This is a genomic window from Spirillospora sp. NPDC046719, assembly GCF_040645715.1.
GTDB lineage: Bacteria > Actinomycetota > Actinomycetes > Streptosporangiales > Streptosporangiaceae > Spirillospora.
Genome location: NZ_JBEYYT010000203.1, coordinates 1 through 16,339, shown reverse-complemented (window position 1 = coordinate 16,339; position 16,339 = coordinate 1). Strand labels below are relative to the sequence as shown.

Sequence of the window (16,339 nt, the reverse complement as noted above, 5' to 3'; positions counted from 1 at the left end):
TCTCTCCGCCTCCGCCGGAGCGGCGGCGGCCTCGTCCTCGGCCTGCTTGTTCACCAGCAGGTCGCGCTCCCACTCGGCGAGCGGCTCGCTGGCACCGGAGGCGGCGCCCTCGGCCGGCTTCTCGTCGCCGCCGGACGCGGCGCCCGCGCGCGCGAGGAGGCCGTCGGCCACCGAGTCGGCGACGACGCGGGTCAGCAGGCTGACGCTGCGGATGGCGTCGTCGTTGCCCGGGACCGGGTAGTCGACCTCGTCGGGGTCGCAGTTGGTGTCGAGGATGGCCACGACCGGGATGCCGAGCTTCTTGGCCTCGTTGACCGCGATGTGCTCCTTCTTGGTGTCCACGATCCAGATGGCGCTCGGGACCTTCGCCATGTCGCGGATACCGCCGAGGGTGCGCTCCAGCTTGTCCTTCTCGCGGCGCAGGCCGAGCAGCTCCTTCTTGGTCATGCCGGAGCCGGCCACGTCGTCGTAGTTGATCTCCTCCAGCTCCTTGAGCCGGGTGAGCCGCTTGTGGACGGTGGAGAAGTTGGTCAGCATGCCGCCCAGCCAGCGCTGGTTGACGTAGGGCATGCCGACGCGGGTGGCCTGCTCGGCGATGGACTCCTGAGCCTGCTTCTTGGTGCCGACGAACAGGATCGTGCCGCCGTGGGCGACCGTGGCCTTGACGAACTCGAAGGCGCGGTCGATGTAGGACAGCGACTGCTGCAGGTCGATGATGTAGATGCCGTTGCGCTCGGTGAGGATGAAGCGCTTCATCTTCGGGTTCCACCGGCGGGTCTGGTGGCCGAAGTGGACGCCGCTCTCCAGGAGCTGCCGCATGGTGACGACGGGTGCCATTGCCCGTGTTCTCCTTCTCTGGCCCTTCCGGGCCGCATTTGGTTGTCGCCCTGCGCCCGGGCATCGCCCCACCGTCGCCGCGGCGACGGACCGAGGGGCGGCGCCCCACCATGTTTTCGGTGGCATGCGGACGCGTGAAATCAGCCGCCGGGACGCCCCTGGCGGCTGTGATCCGGAAACGTTCCCCGGATCCGTGACCTCTCCGCTCACGAGAGCGGCTTCCCGCCTCCCCGCCTGACGGCGGATCGGCGACGGCCTGGCCCTGGCCGGTGTCCTTCCGGGCACGCATACAGATTATCAGGGCGCGGACGCCCCCGGGAATCAACGGACCGAGCGGTTATCCACAGTTGGCGCACCTCCTCGACGGCCGGGTCCGCGGGCGGCAGGCTCCTGGGCATGACCTTGCTCACACTGCTCCTCACCTGCGTGATCACCGCCTGCTCTCCGGGGGTGAGCGCCTGGCGCTGGCCGTTGGGGCCGCCCGCGCCACGGGTCCTGCGCGCCTTCTCCCCGCCCGCCGTCCCATGGGGCCCCGGCCACCGCGGGGTCGACCTCTCGGCACGGCCCGGCGAGCCGGTGTACGCCGCCGGGGCCGGACGAGTCTCGTATGCCGGGCGCCTGGCGGGGCGGGGCGTCGTCGCCGTCGACCACGGGCCGCTGCGGACGACGTACCTGCCCGTCAAGCCCAGCGTCAAGGCCGGGCTACAGGTGACCTTGGGCGCCCGCATCGGCGTCCTGGAGGACGCGCCTCTCCACTGCCCGACGCCTTGCCTGCACTGGGGCCTGCGCAAGGGCGGCGTTTACCTGGATCCGCTGAGCCTGGTCAGGCGAGAAATACGGCTGCTCCCCCAGTGGCCGCAGGCCGCACCGCCAAAGAAGGCATCGCCGAAGGAACACGAGCGGCATCCCCCGTCCGAGCAGCCCTCGGCTCCGAGCATGACGCTCCGCGACGCGTCGACGGCCACCGGCGGGGCCGTCACGGGACTGGTCCTCGCCTACTCGCTGTCCTTCGCCTGGCGCCGCACCCGCGCACGCGCCCGGTCCCGCCGTCCGCCGCCCGGGGTCATCGACCTCGCCCACGAGCGGCGCCTGCGCCGCGTCCCCCAACGCCGCGAGGAGCGCACCTAGGAGCGCCCCGAACAGCCGGAGAGAGCTGCGGAGGGACCGCTCAGTCCTCTCGGGCGGCGCGAGGGTGGGCTTGGCGGTGGACCTGCTTGAGCCGTTCGGCCGAGACGTGCGTGTAGAGCTGGGTGGTCTGCAGAGACGCGTGGCCGAGGATCTCCTGGACGCTGCGGAGGTCGGCGCCGCCCTCCAGCAGGTGCGTGGCCGCGGTGTGGCGCAGGCCGTGCGGGCTGAGGTCGGGCATCGTGCCGGCATCGGAGATCCGTGAATGGACGATGCGGCGCGCGCTGGTGGGGTGGAGGCGCCCTCCGCGTGCGCCGAGGAAGAGGGCCGGGCCGCTGTCCTCGGTCACCACGGCCGGACGGCCGGCCCTGAGCCAGTCCTCGACGGCCCGGACGGCCGGCTCGCCCACCGGGACGGTGCGCTCCCGGTTCCCCTTGCCCAGAACGCGTATGGTCCGGCGGCCGGTGTCCAGGTCGTCGATATCGAGGCCGCAGAGTTCGCTGACGCGCACGCCCGTCCCGTAGAGGACCTCCAGGACGGCCAGGTCGCGCAGCCCCATCGGCCCTTCGGCGTCCATGGTGTCGAGAAGGCGCGCCGCATCGTCCTGGGTGAGCACACCGGGGAGGTCGCGGCGCTTCTTCGGCGTGCCCAGCAGCAGGCCCGGATCGTTCTCCAGCAGCCCGCGCCGGTGGAGGTGGTGGGTGAACGCCCGGACCGCCGCCGTCCGGCGGGCGAGCGTGGCGCGGGCCCGTCCGAGGGCGTGCTGGCGGGCGAGCCAGGCGCGCAGCAACGACACGTCCAGGCCCGCCGGGTCCGTCACCCCGACGTCCGACGCGTACGCGCACAGGTCCGCCAGGTCGCCGAGGTAGGCGCGCAGGGTGTGCGGCGAGACGCCGCGTTCCGCGTGCAGGTGCCGCCCGAACTCGTCCACGGCCTCGTTCAGATCCACAAGCGCCACGCTGCGGCACCCGACGGCCCCGAGCAAGCACCCACCGCCGCTTTCCGCCGGATCGCCGCGAATGTCGCCGGTGGTTATCCACAGAACCCGGTTCTAATGCTTCGCGGATCCGGCCTCCGGCAGCGTCGGAGGCCGGAGGTGAGGCACATGACCGCCCACATCGAACTGGGCCGGCGCGGAGAGGACGCGGCGGCCGCCTACCTGACCGGGCTCGGCTGGACGGTGCTGGACCGCAACTGGCGCTGCCCCGAAGGCGAGCTCGACATCGTGGCGCACGACGGCCGCGCCCACGTCGTCTGCGAGGTGAAGACCCGCCGCTCGGCCCTGTACGGCGACCCGCTCGAGGCCATCACGGCCGCCAAGTCGTCCCGGTTACGGCGGCTGGCCTGGCGGTGGGCCGCCGCGCACGGCGTCGGCGGCGCGCAGGTCCGGGTGGACGTGCTCGGCCTGGTCGTCAAGGGCGACGGCTTCTCGATCGATCATCTGAAGGAGGTGTGCTGAATGACGCTCGCCAAGACCCGCTCGGTGTCCCTGGTGGGGGTGGACGGCTTCGTCGTGGACGTCGAGGCCGCCCTCACCAGCGGAGTGCCCGGCCTGCACCTGGTCGGGCTGCCCGACACCGCGCTCAGCGAGGCCCGCGACCGCGTCCGCGCGGCGATCTTCAACTCCGGCGAGGACTGGCCCAACCGGCACGTCACCGTCTCCCTGTTCCCCGCGAGCATGCCCAAGAAGGGGTCGATCTTCGACGTCGCCATAGCCGTGGCCCTGCTCGCCGCCGCGGAGGTCGTCCCGGCGCGGTCCTGCGCCGGGCTGGTGATGATCGGCGAGCTCGGCCTGGACGGCCGGCTCCGGCCGATCCAGGGCGTGCTGCCCGCGGTCCTGGCCGCCGCCAACTACGGGTGCCGCACCGTCGTCGTCCCGCGGGCGAACGCCGCCGAGGCCGAGCTCGTCCCGGGCGTGGAGGTGGTCTCCGCCGCGACGCTGCGCGGCCTGCTCTGCATCCTGCGGGACGAACCGCCGCCCATCGAGGAGGGGGAGCCCGACGACGTGTCGGTGGCGGCCGACGGGTCGGCGATCCGGCGGCTCGACGTCCCGGCCGATCTCGACCTGGCCGACGTCCGCGGCCAGGCGGAGGCGCGGCGGGCGCTGGAGATCAGCGCCGCCGGCGGGCACCACCTGTACTTCACCGGGCCGCCGGGCTGCGGGAAGACCATGCTGGCGGAACGGCTGCCGACGCTGATGCCGCCGCTGGAGCCCGACTCGGCGCTGGAGGTCACCGCGATCCACTCCGTCGCGGGGACGCTCCCTCCCGGCCAGCCCCTGATCACCCAGCCCCCGTTCCACGCACCGCACCACACGGCGAGCCGAGCGTCCATGGTCGGCGGCGGATCAGGCCGGGTGCTGCAACCGGGCGCCGTCTCCCTCGCCCACAGGGGCATCCTGTTCCTGGACGAGGCGCCCGAATTCATGGCGGGGACCCTCGACGCCCTGCGCCAGCCCCTCGAAGAGGGCGAGGTGCGCATCAGCCGGGCCGAGGGCACCTCCCGGTTCCCCGCCCGCTTCACCCTCGTCCTCGCGGCCAACCCGTGCCCGTGCGCCGCCGCCAAGCAGGTCGACTGCTCCTGCGCCCCCGGAGTGCGCCGCAAGTACAGCACCCGCGTCACCGGGCCGCTCCTCGACCGCATCGACCTCAAACTGGAACTCGCCCCCGCCACCAGGGCCGAACTCCGCTACGACCTGGAGTTCGCCGAGGCCAGCAAGGTGGTGGCGGACCGGGTCATGCTCGCCAGGGAGCGGACGCTGAAACGCCTGACCGGTACCCCATGGCGAACGAACTCGGAGATCCCCGGTCCCGAGCTGCGCCGCCGCTTCACGCCCGCCCCGGAGGCCATGCGGATGGTGGACGAGTCGCTGCAACGCGGAACGCTCAGCGCACGCGGCCTCGACCGCGTCCTGCGCGTCGCGTGGACGATCGCCGACCTCGCCGGTCACGACGAGCCCGACGCGGACGACATCGGCGGCGCCCTGGCGCTCTGGCACGCGGGGCGGTCATGACCTCGATGCCCATGACACCTGAGCGGGCGGCCCGCGCCGCGCTCACCGCCGTCGCCGAACCCGGCGACGCGTTCCTCAACCGCATCGTCGGGCACTGCGGCGCCGAAGGGGCGCTCGACGTGATCCGTTCCGGGGCCGTCCCCGCCGACCTGCCCACCGCACCGAAGGAGATCCAGCGGCTGGAGCACTGGCGCATCCGCCTGGCCGCCGCCGAACCCGACCGCGACCTGGCCGTCTGCGCGCGGTTCGGCGGCCGCCTGGTCTGCCCAGGGGAACCGGAATGGCCCACCACCCTCGACGATCTCGGTGGTGAACGGCCCTACGCGCTCTGGCTCCGCGGCCCCGAGGACCTGCGCCACGCCTGCCTGAGATCGGTCGCCATGGTCGGCTCGCGCGCCTCGTCCCCGTACGGGCAGCGGATGGCCTCCGACTTCGCGTCCGAACTCGCCGACGACGGCTGGACGGTGGTCTCCGGCGGAGCGCTCGGCATCGACGCCGCCGCCCACCGCGGCTCCCTGGCCGCCGACGGCCGCACGGTCGCGGTCCTGGCCAACGGCGTGGACGTGCCCTACCCGGCCTCGAACGAGGGCCTGTTCGCGGAGATGGCACGCCGGTCCCTGCTGGTGAGCGAGTCGCCGCCCGGCACCCATCCGCACCGGCTGCGCTTCCTCGTCCGCAACCGGGTGATCGCCGCCCTCTCCCGCGGTTCGGTGATCGTCGAGGCGGAGGCCCGCAGCGGCGCCCTCAACACCGCGGCGTGGGCCCGCAGGCTCGGCCGCGTGCTGATGGCCATGCCGGGGCCGGTCACGTCCCGCTCATCGGTCGGCTGCCACCAGCTTCTCCGGCAGGAGGACACCGTCCTCGTGAGCCGCACCGAGGAGATCATCGAGGCCGTCGGTCGGCTGGGCACGGACCTCGCGCCGCCTCCGCAAACGCCCGTCCTTCCCCGCGACCGCCTGGAACCGGTCACCCGCGCCGTCCTTGAGGCCTTTCCCGCGCGGGGCGCGACCGGCCCGGCGGCCCTGGCCGCCAAGGCGGGCATGGACCTGGCCGCCATCAACGCCAAGCTCGGCCTGCTGGCGGCGTCCGGCTTCATAGAACGGGCCCCGAGCGGCTGGCGCCTCACCAAGACCGCCAAATCCCCCCGCTGACGCACTCGCCCAGCAAGGAGACAACATGCCCCATCCCCAGTCCCACAGGCCCCTCAAGTCCGAACCCCGCAGCTCCCTCCGCGCCCACCACCACAGCCCTCCCAGGCCCGGACTCCACAGCCTTCTCAGGCCCCAACCCCACAGCGGCCTCAGGCCCGGGACCCCCACAGCCCCTCAAACCGAACCCACAGCCCTCTCAGCCCCGAACCCACAGCCTCCTCAGAACCAACCCCGCAGCGCCCTCAGACCACCCCCCAGCGCCCTACAGCGCTTCTCAGGGGCGAACTCGCAGCACACCGCGACCCACGGCGATTAGGCCCGACAAGCCCCCGTGAAGCCTCTGAAAGCCACCTGGAGCCGCCAACGCACCGGGGGTCAGTGGGGGCGCTGAGTAGTGGGTGCGGGCGGGGTAGGCGCGAGGGTCACTGATCGGAGGGGAGTTCGAAGTCGCTCTTCGCGAGTTCCTCGACGTTGACGTCCTTGAAGGTGACGACACGCACGTTCTTGACGAAGCGCGCGGGGCGGTACATGTCCCAGACCCAGGCGTCCTGCATCGTGACCTCGAAGTAGGTCTCGCCGTTGTCGGCGCCGCGCACCTGCAGGTCGACCGAGTTGGTGAGGTAGAACCTCCGCTCGGTCTCGACGACGTAGGTGAAAAGCCCGACGACGTCGCGGTACTCGCGATAGAGCTGCAGCTCCATCTCGGTCTCGTACTTCTCGAGATCCTCGGCGCTCACGCCCGTGCCCCTTCCGTACGGCCCTCGCCGGGGACCTCCCCTTCGGTCTCCTCCCCCAAGGCCATCTCCCCATTGTTACGCAAGGCACGCCCGACATTGACGTAGGAGAACCGATGCTCAGGACAGGGCCCGTGCTCGGCCAGCGCCGCGCCGTGCGCGCGCGTCACGTATCCCTTGTGGACGTCGAAGCCGTACTCGGGGTAGCGCTGATGAAGATCCACCATGATGCGGTCCCGGGTGACCTTCGCGACGATGGAGGCGGCGGCCACGCACGCGGCGACCTGGTCGCCCTTGATCACCGCCAGGCCCGGGGCCTCCAGCCCCGGCACCGGGAACCCGTCGCTGAGGACGTAGGCGGGACGGGTGTCCAGGGCCGCCAGAGCCCGCCGCATGCCGGTGACGTTGCAGCGGTGCAGGCCGATCCTGTCGATGTCGTGGCAGGGCACGATGATCGCGCTCCACGCCCGCGCCCGCGCGGTGATCTCGGCGTACAGCTCCTCGCGGCGCGCCGCCGTCAGCAGCTTGGAATCGGTGAGGCCCTCGATCCGCCCGCCCCGGCCGCCCTGGAGGATCACGGCGCCGACGACCAGCGGGCCGGCGCAGGCCCCGCGGCCCGCCTCGTCGACGCCCGCCACAGGGCTGAACCCGGCGTGCTCCAAGGCGCGCTCGTAGGCGTGCAGCCCCGCGTCACGGCGCGGCGTGAAGCGAAGTGGACGACCCTTCATGCTCCGCAGCGTACGTCGCCCGAACACCCCGCCGCTCACCGAATGCCACTGTTCCGGGCATGTCCCCGATCACGCCGCCCCCATGACCGGCCACAAGGTGGTTGCGGGCACGCCGAGAACGAAAGGGCGCCGGGCGGGCCTGCGACACGGCGGGGCGTCGCGTGCCGGCGGTTACGGGCGTCGGCGTTTGCGGCGCAGGTAGGCGATCGGAAGGGTGCCGAGGACTCCGAGGGCCATGGGCGTGGCAGGGGCCGCCATGGAGGCGGTCTTGAAGCCGGCCTGCTTGAAGGTGTCCGGGATCGGCAGGGTGTCGATGCGGTTCAGCGGCCAGACGATCACGAAGGCGCGGCCGATGACACGGTCGGTGGGGATGGTCCCGCCGCCGGGGTCGCCGCGGTGGGAGCGGGAGTCGTAGGAGAGCTCCCGGTGGTCGCCCATGACCCAGAGCTGGCCCGGCTTCACGTAGGCGTCGAACGGCTCGTTGGACGGCTTGTTCTGCTCGTGGGTCACCGGGTCGGTGTAGAGGTAGGACTTCTCGTTCAGGGGGACGCCGTTGACGGTGACGCGGCCCTGGGCGTCGCAGCAGCGGACGTGGTCGCCGGGGACGCCGATGACGCGCTTGATGTAGTCCTTCTCGTTGGGCGCCACGCCGAAGGCGGTGCCGACGGCGCGCAGCGCCTTGGAGAACGGGTTGGTCGGCTTCGAGATGTGGGTCTCGGGGTCCCAGGAGTCGAGGCCGTTGAAGACGACGACGTCGCCGCGGTGGATGTCGCGGGTGTGGTAGACGATCTTGTTGACGAGGACCCGGTCGCCGATCTGGAGGGTGTTCTCCATGGAACCGGACGGGATGTAGAACGCCTGGACCGCGAAGGCCTTGATGACGAGGGCGAGGACGACCGCGACGACGATCAGGACGGGCAGTTCCTTCCAGAACGAGCCCGGCTTCTTCTTTTTCTTCTCGCCGTCGTCGTCGGCGGAGTCCTTCTCGTCTCCGCCGTTCCCGTCGTCGGCGGAGTCGCCCGAGGCGTCGGCCGTCTTCTCCTCGGCGGAGGTCACGGTCTCCTCTTCATCGGGCACCGCGCCCTCGGCTTCGGATCGCACGTCTCTCCGATCGTCCTCGTCAGTCATCAGGGACAAAGCCTAGCGGCGACCTGCCCCGAGCACCGGTCGGCTGGGCGTGTCGCCGTGCACCGCGACCGCGTATCAGCCCGAAACGGGCAACGCCCCGGAGACCGCAGCGGGTTCCCGGGGCGTCGGCGATCAGCGGGCTCAGAAGTCGCGCTTCTCCTTGATGCGCGCCGCCTTGCCGCGCAGGTTGCGCAGGTAGTACAGCTTGGCGCGGCGGACGTCGCCGCGGGTGACGACCTCGATCTTGTCGATCGAGGGGCTGTTGAGCGGGAACGTCCGCTCGACGCCGACGCTGTAGCTGACCTTCCGGACGGTGAAGGTCTCGCGGGCGCCGCCGCCCTGCCGCCGGATCACCACGCCCTGGAAGACCTGGATACGGCTCCGGTTGCCTTCGGTGACGCGCACGTGCACCTTCAGCGTGTCGCCCGGACGGAAGTCCGGCACGTCGGCGCGCATGGCGGCCTTCTCGATCTCCTGGATCAGGGTGTGCATCGCAGCGGTTCCTCTTGGTCGAACGCGGGCGTCGAGAGGCCCCATGGGACATCGGTGGGGGCGTCGCGCCGCGGAGAGTGGTCTTCGTACCGCGCGTACGAGCGCACGGACGCTTTAGTCTGCCATATCTTCGGCGTCAACCGGAAAACCGGCCTCCCGCAGCACCCGGCGATCATGCTCGTCGAGGCCACCGGACGCGAGCCGGGGCAGCAGTTCGGGGCGGTGCCGGGCGGTGCGGCGCAGCGCCTCGTCGCGGCGCCAGCGGGCGATCGCGCCGTGGTGGCCGGACAGCAGGACGTCGGGGACGGCGCGGTCCCGCCAGACCGGCGGCTTGGTGTAGACGGGGCCTTCGAGCAGCGACTCCATCGCGCCGGGGGCGAAGGAGTCGTCGGCGACGGAGTCGGCGTTGCCGAGGACGCCGGGCAGGAGGCGTCCGACCGCCTCGACCATGACCAGGACGGCGACCTCGCCGCCGGCGAGGACGAAGTCGCCGAGGCTGACCTCGTCCACCGGCATGCGGGTGCGGGCCTCTTCGGCGACGCGGGAGTCGATGCCCTCGTAGCGGCCGCAGGCGAACAGCAGCCACGGCTCGGCGGCGTACTCGGCGGCGAGCGCCTGAGTGAACGGGCGGCCGCTGGGCGTCGGGATGATCATGCGGGGGGCGGCGCCGGGCGGCGCGAGGTCGTCGAGGGCCTCGCCCCAGGGTTCGGGCTTCATGACCATGCCGGGGCCGCCGCCGTAGGGGGTGTCGTCCACGGTGCGGTGGCGGTCGTGGGTCCAGCCGCGCAGGTCGTGCACGTGCACGTCGAGCAGCCCGGTGCGGCGGGCCTTGCCGAGCAGGGAGATCTCCAGGGGCGCGAAGTACTCCGGGAAGATCGTGACGATGTCGAGTTTCATGATCCGTCGAGCAGGCCGGGGGGCGGGTCGATCACGAGCCGGCCGCCGGCGACGTCGACCTCGGGGACGAGCGCGGCCACGAAGGGGACGAGGGTCTCGCCGCCGGGGCCGCGCACGACCAGCAGGTCCTGGCCGTGGTGCAGGACGCCGGCGACCTCGCCGACGTCGGCGCCGGCGGTGGTGACGACGGCGAGCCCGATCAGTTCCTGGTCGTGGTACTCGTCGGGGTCGGCGGAGGGGGGGATGTCACCGGAGTCGACGACCAGCCAGGTGCCGCGGAGGGTCTCCGCGGCGTCGCGGTCGTCGATTCCGGCGAAGCGCAGGAGCAGGCGTCCCGAGTGCCATCGGGCCCGTTCAACGGTGAGGGGGCCGGTGGACGCGGGATCGGTCTCGATCCGGGTGCCGGCGGCGAACCGGCCTTCCGGGTCGTCGGTGCGGACGTCGACGGTGACCTCGCCGCGGACGCCGTGCGGGCGGCCGATGCGCCCGACGACCAGCGGGTCGCTCACCGGCCCCGCCCCCGGAGGGCGAGGCTACGAGGGCCGGCGGGCGCGAGGCCCGCCGGCGAACCGCTTCCGGCGGCGGCCGGGACGGCCACCACCGGGGCGAGCGTGCCCCGGCATGCGCGATGCCAGGGGCTCACTCAGCGGACCTCGTTGACGTCGAGCAGGTCCACGCGCACGTACCGGCCCCCGGAAAGGGCGCTGATGACGGTGCGCAGGGCCTTGGCGGTACGACCGCTGCGGCCGATGACCTTGCCGAGGTCCTCGGGGTGCACGCGCACCTCCAGGACCCGGCCGCCCCTGATCCGGCGGGCGCGGACCCGGACGTCGTCCGGGTTCTCCACGATCCCGCGGACCAGGTGCTCGAGCGCTTCTTCGAGCACGTCAGCCCTCGCTCTTGGCTTCGTCGGTCTCGGTGGCCTTCGCCTCGGACTTCTTCGGCTCGGCCTTCTTCTTGCCGCGGGCGGCGGTGGCCTCGGCGGCGTCGTCGCCCATCGACTCCTTGACGGCGGCCTCGAAGGCGGCCTTCCGGTCGGCCTTGGGCTCGGCGACCTTGAGGGTGCCCTCGGCGCCGGGCTCGCCCTTGAACTTCTGCCAGTCGCCGGTGATCTTCAGCAGGTTGAGCACGGGCTCGGTCGGCTGCGCGCCGACGCCGAGCCAGTACTGCGCGCGCTCGGAGTCGATCTGGATGAGCGACGGCTCCTGCTTGGGCTGGTAGAGCCCGATCTCCTCGATGGCCCGCCCGTCACGCTTGGTGCGGGCGTCGGCGACGACGATCCGGTACTGCGGGTTCCGGATCTTCCCCAGACGCTTGAGCTTGATCTTGACTGCCACGGGTGTGGTGTACTCCAGACTTCATTACAGGGTGGGCGGCCCGTGCCAGGTGGGGAACACCGGCTCACCGCCGCCCGATGGACTCCGGCCGCGCAGGACGAGAGAGGGCGCCTCGCGGGTCCGGGTTTCCAGCCTGTCATTCTGCCAGATCGTCGCCGTGAACGCGCAATCGGCGGAAGCCGTGTTGCCCTGTCGCGCGACGCCGCCCCGAAGGCCCCGCTGAGCTGGGCGGCGCTCCCCTTCGGGCGCTCCGATAAGCCCAGCGGCAAGGGGGCGCGGGAGGGCGCCCGCAAGCCGGCGGCGAGGCGTACGCCGGGAGCGCCCGCCGGCCGACGGCGAGGGGTGCGCGGGAAGGTGCTCGTGGCCCGGCAGCGAGGTGTGCGCGGAGGGGCGCTCGCGGGCCGGCGGCGAGATGTACGCCGGGAGTGCGCCCGCGGGGCGGCGGCGAGATGTACACGGAGAGGCGCTCGCGGATCGGCAGCGAGGGGTGCGCCGGGGGGACGCTCGGGGGGCGGCGGCGAGGCGTACACCCGGGAGGACGCCCGCGGACCGGCGGCGAGGCGTACACCCGGGAGGACGCCCGCGGACCGGCGGCGAGGCGTACACCCGGGAGGGCGCCCGCAGGCCGACGGCGAGGTGTACGCCGGGAGGGTGTGCGCGGGCCGGCGCACCGCCCCGTCAGGACGGTGCGCCGGGTGCGGTCACTTGTTCTTGCGGTTCTGGAGCTTGCCGAGGTCGGGCATCTGGAAGCCGGGGGGCAGCTGGCCGCCGAGGCCCGGGGGCAGGCCGCCGCCGGGGCCGCCGGGGCCGCCGAGGCCGGGCGGCAGTCCCTTCGGCGCGCCGCCGGCCGCGGGCTGCTGCTCCTGGGGCTGCTTGCCGCCGGCGCGCTTGCGCGGGTCGCCGCTGCGCTGCTTGCCCTTCTTGTTCTTGGCGGCCTTCGCGGCCTTGGCCGCCTTGCGGCGGCCTCCGGGCATGCCGGGCAGGCCCATGCCGCCGGCCATCTGCCGCATCATCTTCTGCGCGTCGAAGAACCGGGTGACGAGGCTGTTGACCTCGCCGACGCCGACGCCGGAGCCCTTGGCGATGCGGGCCCGCCGGGAGCCGTTGATGATCTTCGGCTGGGCGCGCTCCTGCGGGGTCATGGAGCGGATGATCGCGGCGATCCGGTCCAGGTCCTTGTCGTCGATCTGGCTGATCTGGTCCCGGACCTGCCCCATGCCGGGCATCATCCCGAGCAGGTTGCCGATCGGGCCGAGCTTGCGGATCATCATCATCTGCTCGAGGAAGTCCTCGAGGGTGAAGTCCTCGCCCGAGGCGAACTTGCTGCTCATCCGCTCGGCCTGCTCGGCGTCGAACGCCTGCTCGGCCTGCTCGATCAGGGTGAGGATGTCGCCCATGTCGAGGATGCGGCCGGCCATCCGGTCCGGGTGGAAGACGCTGAAGTCCTCCAGCTTCTCGCCTGTCGAGGCGAACATGATCGGACGGCCGGTGATGTGCCGGACCGACAGCGCGGCGCCGCCGCGGGCGTCGCCGTCGAGCTTGGTGAGCACGACCCCGTCGAAGCCGACGCCGTCCATGAACGCCTGGGCGGTGTTGACGGCGTCCTGGCCGACCATGGCGTCGACGACGAACAGCACGTCGTCGGGCTTGACGGCGTCGCGGATGTCGATGGCCTGCTGCATCATCTCGGCGTCGATGCCGAGGCGGCCGGCGGTGTCGATGACGACGATGTCGTGCTGGGCGTGCCGGGCCTGGTCGATGGAGCGGCGGGCGACGTCGACGGGGTCGCCGACGCCGCTGCCCGGCTCGGGCGCGAAGACCGCGACGCCGGCGCGCTCGCCGACGACCTGGAGCTGCTGGACGGCGTTCGGGCGCTGCAGGTCGGCGGCGACGAGCATCGGGGTGTGGCCCTCGGCCTTCAGCCACCGGGCCAGCTTGCCGGCGAGGGTGGTCTTGCCCGCGCCCTGCAGGCCGGCGAGCATGATCACGGTCGGCGGCGTCTTGGCGAACCGGATCCGGCGGGTCTCGCCGCCGAGGATGTTGATGAGCTCCTCGTTGACGATCTTGACGACCTGCTGCGCCGGGTTCAGCGCCTGCGAGACCTCCGCGCCGCGGGCCCGCTCCTTGACCTGCGCGATGAAGTCCTTGACCACGGGCAGCGCGACGTCTGCCTCGAGCAGCGCGATGCGGATCTCGCGGGCCGTCGCGTTGATGTCGGCCTCGGAGAGCCGGCCCTTGCTGCGCAGCGACGAGAAGACCGTCGTCAACCGGTCGGAGAGCGTCTCGAACACGTGTCTGGACCGTCCTTGGAAAGCTTCTGGGATCGCCTATCAGCGTATAGGGTCACCGGCCGGTCCCCGCCCTGTCGCCGGATACGGGACGGCCGGCGGCAGAGGAGGAGGCACCGGCGCCCCCGTCAGGCGAGCGCGGACAGGACCTGGGAGCGGACCGCCGCGAGCGCGGCGGTGTCGGTGATCGGGGCGCCGTCCCCGTCCACGACGTAGAAGACGTCCACGGCCTCGGCGCCCAGCGTGTCGACCTGGGCGGCGCGGATGTGCAGGCCGCAGGCGCCGAGGGCCTGGCCGATCCGCCACAGCAGGCCGGGCCGGTCGTGCGCGCGGACCTCGACGACGGTGGCGGTGTCGGAGGCGTCCTCCACGATCATGACGCGCGGGGGCGGGACGGCGGCGCCGGGCCGGATCCGGACGGAGCGGGCGCGGCGGTCGAGCCGGTCGGCGACGTCGAGCCGGTCGGCGAGCATGCGGCGCAGGTCGGCTTCGAGCGCGGCGGGGTCGGGCGGGGCGCCGTACTCGGGGACGGCGGTGAAGTCGAGGACGGCGGTTCGGGCGTCGGTGGCCGGGGACGAGACGGTGTGCGCGGTGCGGACGGCGAGGCGGTGCAGGGCGAGGACGCCGGCGGCGCGCCAGAGCAGCCCGGGCCGGTCGGGCGCGGCGATGGTGATGCGGGAGCCGATGACGCGGACGGCGGCGCCGTCGTGGCGGGCGAGGGCGAGCCGGTCGGGTCCGAGGACGGGCGGGGGCGGCGGGGTGCCGCCGGACAGGGCGGCGGCGGCGCGGCGGGCGAGTTCGGCGACGAGCCGGGCCTTCCAGGCGCCCCACGCGGCGGGGCCGGTGGCGGTGCCGTCGGCGATGGCGAGGGCGGCGAGGAGTTCGAGGATCTCGCGTTCGCGGCCGGGGACGGCGGAGACGGCGGCGGTGACGGTGCCGACGGTGACGGGGTCGTCGAGGTCGCGGCGGGTCGCGGTCTCGGGCAGCAGGAGGTGGTGCCGGACGACGGTCTCCAGGACCCGGACGTCGCCGTCGGGGAAGCCGAGCGCCGCGCCGAGGTCGTGCGCGACGACGGCGCCGCTCGTGGAGTGGTCGCCGGGCCAGCCCTTGCCGATGTCGTGCAGCAGCGCGCCGACCAGCAGCAGGTCGGGGCGGGCGACCTCGCGGGTGAGGGCGGCGGCGCCGGCGGCGGTCTCGACGAGGTGCCGGTCGACGGTGAAGCGGTGCACGGGGTTGCGCTGCGGGCGGTTGCGGACGCGTTCCCAGTCGGGCAGCAGCCGGACGATCAGGCCGGCCTGGTCGAGGGCCTCCCAGACGCCGATGGCGGCGGGTCCGGCGCCGAGCAGCGAGACCAGCGCTCCGCGGGCCTCGGGGGGCCATGGGGCGTCCGGGAGGGCGGCGTCGGCGGCGAGGCGCGCGACGGTCGCGGGGGCGAGCGGGAGGCCCGCCTGGGCGGCGGCGGCCGCGACGCGCAGGACCAGCGCGGGGTCGCTCAGGTCGGCGTTGCGGGCCAGGACGACCTCGCCGTCGTGCTCGACGGCGCCGTCCCCCACCGGCCGGCGCTCGACGGGCGCGCGGCGCGGCCCGGTGCTGCGCGCGACGCGGCGCCACAGGTGGTCGGCGGCGTAGGTGACCGTGCGGGCGGCCTCGGCGATCGCGCTGAGCAGGATGTTGGCGTCCGGCAGGCCGACGGCGCGGGCGACGGCCTCCTGCTCTTGGAGGACGAGCCGGTCGGTGGAGCGCCCGGTGGACTCGTGCAGGGCGTGCCGGATGTCGAGGAGGAGGTCGTGCGCGGCCATGACCCGCCCGTCGGGCGCGGAGGCGATCCAGGACGCGGCGACGGCGCGCATGACGTGGACGTCGCGCAGGCCGCCGTGGGCCTCCTTGAGGTCGGGTTCGAGGAGGAACGCCAGTTCGCCCTGCTTCTCCCAGCGCTCCCGGCACAGCTCGGCCAGTTCGGGGAGCCGGACGCGGGCGTCGGCGCGCCAGTCGGCGAGGACGGCGGCGCGCAGCTCGTCCACGAGGGTGTGGTCGCCGGCGACGCGGCGGACCGACAGCAGCCCGAGCGCCGCCTTCAGGTCGGCGCGCGCGACGGTCCTGGCCTCCGCGACGGTGCGGACGGAGTGGTCGAGGCGCAGGCCGGAGTCCCAGATCGGGTACCAGAGGCGGTCGGCGATCTCGGCGATGTCGGGGCGCCCGCGGTGCAGCAGCACCAGGTCGAGGTCCCCGCCGGGGGTCAGCTCGCGGCGCCCGTGGCTGCCGACGGCCGCGAGCGCGACGCCGGAGGGCAGGGCATCGGCGGGCGGCGTGCCGGGCGCGGCGGCCGAGGCCGGGACGGTGAACGGCGCCGCACCGGAGGAGGCCGCACCAGAGGGCGCGGCGCCGGAGGACGCGGCACGTGAGAGCGCGGCGTCGGAGGGCGGGGTGCCGGAGGGCGGGGTGGCGGGGGGCGCCGACCGGCCGGGGACGTCGAGGGCGGCGGCGAGCAGGGCCGCGAGGCGGCGGTCCAGGTCGCCGGCGCGGGCGGCCCGCGCCCCCCCCCCGGGGGGGCGGGGGGGCCCGGGGGGCCCCGGGGGCGCCCGCGGGGGGGGGCTGGGCGAGCCCCCCCG

Annotated in this window: 16 protein-coding genes; 4 read left to right on the top strand and 12 right to left on the bottom strand. The window is 73.5% G+C overall.

All coding sequences use genetic code 11. From position 1 onward, the window contains the following. The coding region (gene rpsB, locus ABZ914_RS29440) for a 30S ribosomal protein S2 (protein ID WP_500197142.1) at positions 1-837 on the bottom strand (837 nt) is incomplete at its 3' end. A gap of 396 nt (positions 838-1,233) precedes the next feature. Here rpsB and ABZ914_RS29435 point away from each other — a divergent pair. Next, positions 1,234-1,965, top strand: coding sequence for a murein hydrolase activator EnvC family protein (locus ABZ914_RS29435; RefSeq protein ID WP_500197141.1), 732 nt, complete (start codon positions 1,234-1,236; stop codon positions 1,963-1,965). A 40-nt stretch (positions 1,966-2,005) separates the two neighbouring features. Here ABZ914_RS29435 and ABZ914_RS29430 read toward each other — a convergent pair whose 3' ends face one another. Continuing rightward, positions 2,006-2,920 (bottom strand): tyrosine recombinase XerC, encoded by a 915-nt coding sequence (locus ABZ914_RS29430; protein WP_433238854.1) that lies wholly within the window; start codon positions 2,918-2,920, stop codon positions 2,006-2,008. A 147-nt stretch (positions 2,921-3,067) separates the two neighbouring features. Between ABZ914_RS29430 and ABZ914_RS29425 the strand changes: the two genes are divergently transcribed. The 3 genes from ABZ914_RS29425 to dprA are packed head-to-tail and all read left to right on the top strand — an operon-like array spanning position 3,068 to position 6,126. After that, positions 3,068-3,421, top strand: a complete 354-nt coding sequence (locus tag ABZ914_RS29425) for a YraN family protein (protein ID WP_190859757.1) — start codon at positions 3,068-3,070, stop codon at positions 3,419-3,421. Further along, the gene (locus ABZ914_RS29420) at positions 3,422-4,975 is read left to right on the top strand and encodes a YifB family Mg chelatase-like AAA ATPase (protein WP_500197138.1); all 1,554 of its coding nucleotides are present in this window, start codon (positions 3,422-3,424) and stop codon (positions 4,973-4,975) included. It abuts the gene before it with no gap. 5 nt (positions 4,976-4,980) lie between these two features. Beyond that, the gene (gene dprA, locus ABZ914_RS29415) at positions 4,981-6,126 is read left to right on the top strand and encodes a DNA-processing protein DprA (protein ID WP_500197137.1); all 1,146 of its coding nucleotides are present in this window, start codon (positions 4,981-4,983) and stop codon (positions 6,124-6,126) included. 422 nt (positions 6,127-6,548) lie between these two features. Here the strand turns inward: dprA and ABZ914_RS29410 are convergent, their stop codons facing one another. From ABZ914_RS29410 to ABZ914_RS29365, 10 genes are all read right to left on the bottom strand, one after another. After that, the gene (locus ABZ914_RS29410; RefSeq protein WP_151539670.1) at positions 6,549-6,863 is read right to left on the bottom strand and encodes a DUF2469 domain-containing protein; all 315 of its coding nucleotides are present in this window, start codon (positions 6,861-6,863) and stop codon (positions 6,549-6,551) included. Then, positions 6,860-7,588 (bottom strand): ribonuclease HII, encoded by a 729-nt coding sequence (locus ABZ914_RS29405; RefSeq protein WP_433139671.1) that lies wholly within the window; start codon positions 7,586-7,588, stop codon positions 6,860-6,862. The genes ABZ914_RS29410 and ABZ914_RS29405 overlap by 4 nt, the downstream gene beginning before the upstream one ends. 171 nt (positions 7,589-7,759) lie before the next feature. After that, entirely contained in the window at positions 7,760-8,689 is a 930-nt protein-coding gene (gene lepB / locus ABZ914_RS29400; RefSeq protein WP_433139674.1) for a signal peptidase I, read from the bottom strand. Positions 8,690-8,857: 168 nt separating this feature from the next. Further along, positions 8,858-9,208, bottom strand: a complete 351-nt coding sequence (gene rplS / locus ABZ914_RS29395; protein ID WP_067461562.1) for a 50S ribosomal protein L19 — start codon at positions 9,206-9,208, stop codon at positions 8,858-8,860. Positions 9,209-9,322: 114 nt separating this feature from the next. Beyond that, a complete protein-coding gene (gene trmD / locus ABZ914_RS29390) occupies positions 9,323-10,105 on the bottom strand; it encodes a tRNA (guanosine(37)-N1)-methyltransferase TrmD (protein ID WP_500197136.1) in 783 nt (260 codons plus the stop codon). Next, complete coding sequence (rimM, locus tag ABZ914_RS29385; protein WP_387027325.1) at positions 10,102-10,614, bottom strand: ribosome maturation factor RimM; 513 nt, start codon at positions 10,612-10,614, stop codon at positions 10,102-10,104. Before rimM ends, trmD begins: the two co-directional genes overlap by 4 nt. Before the next feature lie 134 nt (positions 10,615-10,748). Further along, complete coding sequence (locus tag ABZ914_RS29380) at positions 10,749-10,991, bottom strand: RNA-binding protein (RefSeq protein WP_021598307.1); 243 nt, start codon at positions 10,989-10,991, stop codon at positions 10,749-10,751. A 1-nt stretch (position 10,992) separates the two neighbouring features. Continuing rightward, a complete protein-coding gene (gene rpsP, locus ABZ914_RS29375) occupies positions 10,993-11,442 on the bottom strand; it encodes a 30S ribosomal protein S16 (protein WP_190859737.1) in 450 nt (149 codons plus the stop codon). A gap of 701 nt (positions 11,443-12,143) precedes the next feature. Beyond that, the gene (gene ffh, locus ABZ914_RS29370; RefSeq protein ID WP_190859735.1) at positions 12,144-13,733 is read right to left on the bottom strand and encodes a signal recognition particle protein; all 1,590 of its coding nucleotides are present in this window, start codon (positions 13,731-13,733) and stop codon (positions 12,144-12,146) included. 125 nt (positions 13,734-13,858) lie between these two features. Continuing rightward, the gene (locus tag ABZ914_RS29365) at positions 13,859-16,219 is read right to left on the bottom strand and encodes a [protein-PII] uridylyltransferase (protein ID WP_500197144.1); all 2,361 of its coding nucleotides are present in this window, start codon (positions 16,217-16,219) and stop codon (positions 13,859-13,861) included. Between the last annotated feature and the right edge of the window lie 120 nt (positions 16,220-16,339).